At 61.8% G+C, this 5,975-nt stretch carries 4 protein-coding genes and 1 pseudogene; 1 reads left to right on the forward strand and 4 read right to left on the reverse strand.

What is annotated here, in order from left to right; all coding sequences use genetic code 11:
• Window positions 1-493 precede the first annotated feature (493 nt).
• Window positions 494-601, reverse strand: a pseudogene (locus tag Q0176_RS06900) (helix-turn-helix domain-containing protein); the annotation flags it as partial.
• A gap of 368 nt (window positions 602-969) precedes the next feature.
• Between Q0176_RS06900 and Q0176_RS06905 the strand changes: the two are divergent.
• On the forward strand, window positions 970-1,902 hold the full coding sequence (locus tag Q0176_RS06905; RefSeq protein WP_299300632.1) for a hypothetical protein: 933 nt from the start codon (window positions 970-972) through the stop codon (window positions 1,900-1,902).
• A gap of 625 nt (window positions 1,903-2,527) precedes the next feature.
• Here Q0176_RS06905 and Q0176_RS06910 read toward each other — a convergent pair.
• The 3 genes from Q0176_RS06910 to Q0176_RS06920 form a co-directional block, all read right to left on the reverse strand.
• Window positions 2,528-3,988: a sodium:solute symporter family protein gene (locus tag Q0176_RS06910; protein WP_299300635.1), complete on the reverse strand. Its 1,461-nt coding sequence runs from the start codon at window positions 3,986-3,988 to the stop codon at window positions 2,528-2,530.
• Between the two features lie 331 nt (window positions 3,989-4,319).
• Window positions 4,320-5,732, reverse strand: coding sequence for a cobyrinate a,c-diamide synthase (locus tag Q0176_RS06915; protein WP_299300639.1), 1,413 nt, complete (start codon window positions 5,730-5,732; stop codon window positions 4,320-4,322).
• A 43-nt stretch (window positions 5,733-5,775) separates the two neighbouring features.
• The coding region (locus Q0176_RS06920) for an S-adenosylmethionine decarboxylase (RefSeq protein WP_366797309.1) at window positions 5,776-5,975 on the reverse strand (200 nt) is incomplete at its 5' end.

Consider the following 5,975-nt stretch of genomic DNA (forward strand, 5'->3'; position numbering starts at 1 on the left):
CATCGAGCAGACGGATCAGGGCAACCTGAACAGCAGCCGCAGTCTTGTCTTCGATCTTTGCTGCCAGCAGCAGGCGAGCCTTTCGGTCAACCACGGTAACCAGACCTCAGTCCCCGGCTTGCCCAGAACGGCGTCCACCTTCCAGTCTTCGACGTAAAGCCTCTGCTCAATGTCCTTGGGTCGAAGCTCGATGGAAACGGTGTCCCTGATAGGACCCCGGCCATATGGCCGCGTTTTCCTCCCGTGGGTTTGCTCTTGCGCCCCCCTGCAGGACAGGCAGGTGTCCTCTCGCTTCAAAGGACAATCGCCCGGACTTCACGGCCCGGTAGATCGTGTTTACGGATACCTCGAGGGATTCCCTGCCCTTGATCCGTTCCGGCGGCCAGCCCTCCTCGAGCCGAGTCCGGAGACGGGACGGCAGCGCTTTGTCCTCCAGCGTGAAGGCCGGCCGACAGCGTTTTCGGTGCAGACGCTAGAGCTTGTCCTCCTCGTGGGCACTGTAGGCGCCTTTGACGGGATTTCGCCGGAGCTCCCTGCCGATCGTCGAGGGACTTCGGTTCAGGGGGCCGGCGATCCTTCGGAACCCGCATCCCTGAGCACGGCTTTAAGATGTCCCCTGCGAGGTCTGACGGTGGCAACCCATACCCTTCCCATTAGAAATTTTAGAGGAAGGGGCAGACTCTGGGAGTCGGTCTCCTTCGCTGTTTGTGCCCGTAAAATTCATTGACCGCGAACAACTGCCACTTGCGGGCCTTTTTTATCTCTTCTCTCCCCCTGCTGTTGCGTTTCGATTGTAAATCCGAGATATATAATAAGCGCGGGGAAGAAAACGGCCTGGACCAACCCCTCGAAACGATGTATGGGGAGGACAACATCGATGGAAACTGTCGCCTCGTCCTGTCGCGATCGAGCGAGATCGAGATATTACGGATGGGACGCTGTGTTTGAAGATCCACTGGGGCGGTATCTATGACCGAAAGAACTTTTTCACAAGCATTGCGCCGCGGTTTGGGCAGCGCAATCATGGAGTTGAAAAATGCCGGGAATAAAACAGCGTATCGGGACGTGCTGCTGCGCTGTTGTTTACGTGATATCTCCTACGACTGGCAATCGGAAGGGACGAAGGGATATTATCTGTACGACGCTCTTTTGGCGTCCGGGGAACCGGAATATTACGAGAGGGCAATTATAGAAAAGTTTCTTTCGCGCTGTTATGACGGATTGTTCTATCAGCTGTCGGCGATCCTCTATCGATTTGCGGATGACGGAAGCGAGGACGCCAGAGATGCATTGCATTCCAAATACGACTATTTCGCGTCGAAAAAGGGGCGGCTCAGAGAGACCCCGCCTGTGCACGAGTGCTCTCAATGGGACGAGGTCGTTTTTCATCTCCTGTACCTGGACGGTTTTTCCGCATTCAAGCGCTATGCCGAGGATGTCGGCAAAATCCTTCTGCGCGACTCCGAAAACCGGGCAATGTACGACGAATGGTTCGAGGTCAGGGTCAAAAACGTCTTCGGAAAGAAGAAAGTCGACGCATTTCTCGACAGGAACTATGGACGTTCGGCTGCCGTCAAGGCCCTTGTGGATACATTGAAAATCAGGTCGGATGGGGTGAACCCATTTCAGGCGGAAGCCAAGCGCAGAAAAATAACGATTGACGACCTGCTGCAAATTGCGAGAGGGCTGGCCGCCGAAGAGCGTCCGCGCCTAAAAATGACCGGCTCCATATACAGGTTTGCCAAAAAAGCATCCGATTCCGAAATGCGGGATCTGGCGCATGCGGCTTTGCATGAAGAGCACGAGACGGTAAGGGCTCTGCTTTTGAAGCCCTTCGGTTTGAAGACGACTTGGCGCAGGCCGTTTCCGCTGGATATCTCCCCTCTTATGGAGTACGCCTAGTCTGAAAATACGTTGCTGGCGGAATCTGCCATAGATTGCCTGGAAGCGTTCAAAGATAAGAGGATTCATGATCTGGCCGTCCAACTGCTGGAACGGAAGGGCCTGGGCTCTTTTGCGCTCGCTTTGCTCATAAGAAACTACAGGAAAACAGACGACGCCCTCATTGCCGGACTGATTGGTAAATCGGGCGTCATCCCGCACCATGTCCAACAGGATATTGGGGAAATATACTGCTGTCACCGTTCCGCAAATGCGTTACCCATCCTTCTGCATACCTATCGACGAGGCGAGTGTGCGTTTTGCAGGCACTATATCGTAAGAGCGATGCATCGCTGCGGGGGGGTGCCGATGAAGATTCTTAAGGAGTGCCTGTATGATTGCTACGATGAAACGAGGGATTTTGCAAAACGGTTGATAAAGCGCTCTTCGATTCATTCGGAGGGCGACGGCATGAATGCCCGGCAACTATAATGACAGGTCTCAAGCTGCATTGCTTCCACGAGGCAGGCTCGGCTGAAGGGGAAAAATCTGAAGGAGAAAAAATGGCCGTCGCAATGGGAATGACGACGGAAAGGGCCGTACGTTCGCATGCGTACGGCCCCGCTCGTATTCCTGCCCGAACCCTCTAGCTCTCCAGCGCGGTGCGTCCCCGGACGGCCGCTTCTCCGTCGTCCGGCACCAGACGACCGGCCGGACGGGGGTCCAGGACGGCGCACAGGGCGAATACCGCCAGGCAGACGGGCCATTCCAGGAAGATCAGGTGCGGGCCGACGCGCGTTGCGGGGACCCAGGTCCAGAGCGCCCAGACGACGAGGGAGGCCAGGATGGTGAGGAACCCGGCGGAGCGCTTGCAGAGGCGCGGTGCGTAGAGGTTGGCTAGGATCAGCAGGGTGAAGGAGGTCGTGATGGCCAGCCCCGAGGTGAGCGTCTTGAGGATGCCGACCACCGTCAGGGAGAGGACGAAGGAGCAGGCGCTGACGAACAGGACGGCAAACCGGGACATGAGAAGGCCCGAGTCCGCGCGTTCGGAACGGAGGGGCAGATGGTTCAGCACGTCCTGCACCAGGAGCGTGGAGCTGCCCATGAGAAGCCCTACCGCGGTGGAGACGTCCGCGGCCCACAGCCCGGCCAGAAAGAGCCCTCCGATCAGGGGGCTGATGTGAGCCGCGATGGTGGGCAGGGCCAGGGTGGGGTTCGGAAGGCCGGGAAACTGCGACGCGGCCATGATCCCGAACAGGGAGCACAGGAAACCGGCGGGAAAGATCAGCAGGGCCCCGAGAAGGAACCCATTGCGCGCGGAGCGCTCGTCCCGGGCCGACAGGGCGATCTGGACGGCGGCCTGTGTGGAACAGGCCATCGTGATCATGACGGCCATCCAGGCGGCCAGAATGGCGGAGCCGATGCCCTCCACGGGGTCGAACCAGGCCTTTCCCTCGGGCAGGGCCTTCAGGATGTTCTCGACCCCGCCGAAACCGCGCACTCCGCCCCAGAGCGCCGTAAAGATTCCGACGTAGATGATGACGACGTTGACGACGTTGGTGAGTCCGCTGGCCCAGTAGCCTCCGGTCAGGGTGATGGCGATGAAGACGGCGGCCGAGGCGATCATGCCGGTCTTGAGGGTGAAGAGTCCCGGAAGCATGGACGCAAGGATGGCGCCGCCCGCGACGTATTGAAGCGCGGTGATCGTCATCATGATCAGAAGCTGGGCCACGACGCCGACGAGCCGGGCCTTGGGGCCGAAGGCCGCTCCCATCATCTCCGGAACCGTGTGCTGGCTCATGCGGCGGAATCGCGCGGCCAGGAAGAGCCCGACGAAGAGGCCGCCTGCGGCCCATGCGCCGTTGTACCATCCGGCGGAGAACCCCGCCGTATAGGCATGCTCCGCGACGCCGACCGTCGAGGCCCCGCCGATCGCCAGCCCGGCCAGCATCACCGCAACCAGGCCCGTGGGGAGCTGCTGCCCCGCCATGAGGTAGTTCAGCATCTTTCCCTCTCCTGCGGCTTGGATCTTCGACGCCTTCCAGGTGATGGCCGACAGCAGCAGGGCATACCCAATCAAAATACACAGCGATACGTTGACGTTCATCCTTCCGTTCTCCTCTCGTGTCCCGAAATAAAAAAGACCCCCGCACGTTCGGTGCGGGAGCCCCTTTTTCCGTATGATTCCGGCGGCCTCAGCTCAACGGGCAAGCGATACGCCGATCCTCATTCGAAAGGGATCCCCGCATGTCGAGCTAAAGCTAAAGTAAAAGCGATCGAGGCCAATGGCCGTACGGCGTGTCCATCCGCGATTCATGCGGTTCACCTCCATTTTCGAAGAGCGTCCGGCGCTTCCGGGATGGGCGTCATCATAAGGGTTCGGCGTCTCAAAGTCAATAGGGCGGGGATAAATCTTCTGGATTTTTCGTCTGCGGGGTTTACGCCGTGGGCCCCAGACCCTCCCGCAGCCCCCTGGAGTTTCTGAACTCCAGGCAGCGCCGCAGAAAGTGGTCCGCGGCCGCCGGGCTGCCCATGAAGTTCAGGTGCAGGTAGGAGCCCAGCACGTTCCCTTTGGCGTAGCCTCCGGGCCTGGATGCGCCGGTTCGGACCCTCGTGATGTCGAGCGCGAAGGGGAATAGCCCGTCGTCGGGCTCGACGACGGAGAAGTGGAACTCGTGTCCGCGCAGCACCGCCCCCTCGGGACAGAGCACCGTGTCCCGCAGGGCCCGGGCCTCCACGTAGCCCACGGTCTGAAGCCGGTCGTTCATCCGGCATCGGGCGGGCACGAGCCCCGCCATCTCGAACGTCTCCCCCCGAAGGTCCGTGATGGAACGGGTCAGGTACATGAACCCGCCGCATTCCGCAAAGAACGGCATCCCCAGCTCCGCGGCCCTCGCCATGGCGGCGCGCATGGGCCCGTTGGCCGAGAGCTCGCGCGCGAAGACCTCGGGGAACCCGCCGCCCAGGATGACGCCGTGCGCGTCGGGCAGGGCCGTGTCCCGCATCGGGCTGAAGAACGTCAGCTCCGCGCCCCGGTCCTCCAGCGCGGAGAGGCTCTCGGGGTAGTAGAAGGAGAACGCCTCGTCGCGCGCCACGGCAAGGCGCACGCCCCTGGCGAAGGGGGGCGGTGCGGCGGGGAGCTCCGCCTCGATCGGCGGTGCGGAGCGGGCCGCGGCCAGGAGCAGGTCGAGGTTCACCCCGCGCTCCACCGCGTCGCGGATGCGCCCGATGCGCTCCAGATCCGGAGACTCTCCGGCGGGGACCAGGCCGAGGTGCCGCTCGGGCAGGGTCAGCGCGTCGTCGCGCCTCAAAGCCCCGAGGAGGGGGATCCCCACCCTCCGGAGCCCCTCGCGGACCGTCTCCAGGTGGGCTTCGGAGCCCAGGCGGTTCAGGATCACGCCCCGAAGGTCGACCTCCCGGTCGTACTCCCAAAACCCCAGGGCCGCCGCCGCCGCGCTCTCTCCCATGGAGCGCACGTCGATCACCAGAACGACGGGAAGCCTCAGGATCTTCGCGATCTGCGCGCTGCTGCCGATGCCCCCGCGCCCCCCGTCGTAGAGCCCCATGACCCCCTCCGTCACGGCGATGTCGGCCCCGCGGGAGGTCCGGACGAAAAGGGCCGTCATGGCCCGTTCGTCGGTCAGCCAGGTGTCCAGATTGCAGACGGGGCAGTTCCCCGCCAGCCGATGATGGCCGGGGTCGATGTAGTCGGGGCCGATCTTGTACCCGCAGACGCGAAGTCCGCGCCCGCGCAGGGCGGCCAAGAGCCCGCCGACGATCGTCGTCTTGCCCGAACCGCTCCGGGTTGCCGCGATGAGGAGCCGGGGAACGCACCTCAGGCCGTCATCCATGTTCCAGCGTCCTTATTCCTTCATCCCAGTCTCTTCATCGCCCTCAGGAGTCGGCCTTCTCGGTGTCCCCGTTCTTCCTCAGGATTTCCTCCCACGTGATGAAGGAGTGGTAAAAGACCTGGTCGTCGTCGTCGAGCCCGCGAGTTATCTCCGTGATGTGGCTGCGTTTGGCCTTGACCGTCTTCAGGACGTACTCCACCGCCTTGAAGGGCTTGCTGTGGGCCCCGCATGTGTAGATGTCGA

Origin of the sequence: uncultured Fretibacterium sp. (assembly GCF_938040765.1) — a bacterium.
Taxonomy (GTDB): Bacteria; Synergistota; Synergistia; order Synergistales; family Aminobacteriaceae; genus CAJPSE01.